This window comes from Rhodobacter sp. P2_H5, assembly GCF_056403335.1.
The window spans coordinates 1-2,466 of record NZ_JBFUFS010000042.1; the positions used below are offsets into that span (position 1 = coordinate 1).

3 protein-coding genes are annotated in these 2,466 nt (G+C 64.1%); all 3 read left to right on the top strand.

The genetic code is table 11. The annotated features are described in order from the left end of the window. Window positions 1-84: 84 nt before the first annotated feature. The 3 genes from tnpA to tnpC are packed head-to-tail and all read left to right on the top strand — an operon-like array spanning window position 85 to window position 2,435. The gene (gene tnpA, locus AC1DVR_RS23250) at window positions 85-474 is read left to right on the top strand and encodes an IS66-like element accessory protein TnpA (RefSeq protein WP_055454011.1); all 390 of its coding nucleotides are present in this window, start codon (window positions 85-87) and stop codon (window positions 472-474) included. Then, window positions 471-824 carry an IS66 family insertion sequence element accessory protein TnpB gene (gene tnpB / locus AC1DVR_RS23255; RefSeq protein ID WP_478003000.1) on the top strand — a complete coding sequence of 118 codons (354 nt, stop codon included), beginning with the start codon at window positions 471-473 and terminating at the stop codon, window positions 822-824. The genes tnpA and tnpB overlap by 4 nt, the downstream gene beginning before the upstream one ends. A 54-nt stretch (window positions 825-878) precedes the next feature. Beyond that, window positions 879-2,435: an IS66 family transposase gene (gene tnpC, locus AC1DVR_RS23260; protein ID WP_478003001.1), complete on the top strand. Its 1,557-nt coding sequence runs from the start codon at window positions 879-881 to the stop codon at window positions 2,433-2,435. Window positions 2,436-2,466 lie beyond the last annotated feature (31 nt).

The window sequence follows — 2,466 nt, forward strand, 5'->3', positions numbered from 1 at the left end:
GTAAGCGGCGCCTGGCGCCCACCTTCCAGCCTTTGTCCTGATTGGCTCATTGGAGCACAGTGAAGATAAGGACGGAGTTTCTCCATGGAGGCTACATTGGAGGTTCTCCCGGTTGGTGGCCGAGGCCGCCGGAACCGGAAGTGGCCGGATGAGGTGAAGGCGCGGGTGGTCGCGGAGACGCTGCTGCCGGGCGCGACGGTCAACGAAGTGGCGCGTCGGCATGGCTTGCCCGCGAACCATGTGTCGTCGTGGCGAACGCTGGCGCGGAAAGGGCGGCTGGTGCTGCCTGCGCCGGAGGATCCGGTTGAGTTTGCGGCACTGATGGTCGGCCCGGTTGGTGAAGCCCCGAATGGAGACACTGACACCGCAGTCCGGCCCGAGATTGTTGCGGGCGCGGTAGTGATCCGTCTGGAAGCGGGTGCCACGGCGGAGCGGATTGCCTCGGTCGTGCGTGCCTTGGTGGCCAGCCGATGATGTTCCCGTCCAACCTGGTGCGGGTTCTGGTCGCGACCAAGCCCATCGACTTCCGCAAGGGTCATGACGGGTTGGCAGCGCTGGTGTCGTCTGTGTTGCGCCAGGATCCATTCACCGGGACGGTCTTTGTCTTTCGCTCGCGCCGGGCGGACAGGCTGAAGCTGCTCTACTGGGACGGCACCGGTCTGGTAATGGCCTACAAGCGGCTTGAGGATGCGACCTTCACCTGGCCCGCGATCAAGGATGGGGTCATGATGTTGAACCATGCCCAGTTCGAGGCGCTATTTGCCGGTCTCGACTGGCGCAAGGTCAAGGCGTTGGAGGCACGCCCGCCGGCTGCGGCAGAGTGAATCAACCGCTTGGTTTGGCGTGTTTTTGCGGGGGTTTTATGGTAGCTCCAGCCCATGCAAACCGCACCCGCTATCGACCTTTCCGCCATCCCTGCCGCGCAGCGCGCGGCGGTTCAGGCGTTGATGGAATCCGTGGCGGCGCTGACAGAAATTACCCGTCGGCAAGAGCATCTTATCGCTGAACTTAGCCACGCCCTGCATGGCAAGCGGTCAGAAAAGCTGTCTGAAGATGAACGGCAGCTGGCATTCGAGGACCTGTCCATCGCGCTGGCCGATGTTGAGACGGAAAAGGAAACGCGGGCCGCCAAGGCGGGCGATGGGGCGGCCAAACCCGCGCCGAAGCGCACCATCGGCAATCTGCCCGCCGCGCTGCCGCGCATCGAAGAGGTCATCGAACCTGACAGCCTGATCTGCCCTTGCGGCTGCGGCGTCATGCACAAGATCGGCGAAGACCGCTCGGAGCGGCTGGACATTGTGCCGGCACAGCTGCGCGTCATCGTGACCGTGCGCCCAAAGTATGCCTGCCGGACCTGCACCGACGGGGTGACCCAAGCGCCAGCGCCGTCCCACCTGATCATGGGCGGCCTGCCGACCGAGGCAACCATCGCCCATGTGCTGGTTAGCAAATATGCGGACCACCTTCCCTTATATCGCCAGAGCCAGATCATGGCACGGGCGGGGCTTGATCTGCACCGCGCGGTCTTGGCCGATTGGGTCGGCAAGGCCGCGTTCCATCTGAAGCCCATCGTAGACCGGCTGGCCGACCACCTGAAGCGCTCATCCAAGCTGTTCATGGATGAAACCACTGCCCCGGTGCTGGACCCGGGGCGCGGTATGACAAAGACCGGATACCTTTGGGCGCTGGCCCGCGATGACAGGCCGTGGGGCGGCGAGGACCCGCCCGGCGTGGTCTACTTCTATGCCCCCGGCCGCGCGGGCGAGAATGCCGAAACCTTCCTCACCGGCTTCGATGGGACCCTGCAGATCGACGGCTATACCGGCTACAACCGCCTGACCAAGCCCTCGCGCAAGGGCGGTGCGCCCATTCGGGTGGCGCACTGTTGGGCGCATGCGAGGCGTAAACTCAAGGAAATCTTCGACCGCGACGGATCAGACATCGCCGCCGAGGGTCTGCGCCGCATCGCCGAGTTCTATGCCGTCGAAGCCGACATACGGGGCGTCTCGCCCGGTCAGCGCCTGTCAGCCCGGCAGGCCCGCACCGCGCCGCTTGTCGCGGCCTTCGGCAACTGGCTGCAGGCGCAGCGCCGCAAGATCTCGGCCAAATCCCGCTTGGGCGAAAAGCTGACCTACATCCATAACCACTGGGACGGGCTACAAACCTTCCTGCACGACGGCCGTGTGGAGATCGACAGCAACAGGGTCGAAAACCTGATCCGCCCCATCACCCTCAATCGAAAAAACGCGCTCTTCGCCGGTCACGACGAAGGCGGCATCGCCTGGGGCCGCATCGCCTCACTGATCGAAACCTGCAAGATCAACGGCATCGAGCCCTTCGCCTATCTCAAGACTACCCTGACAGCCATCGCCAACGGCCATCCGCAAAGCCGCCTCGACGAGCTGCTCCCATGGAACTTCAAGCCGTCAAGCTAAGCTGATCGTGCTGTCCAGCCACCGCTTACGT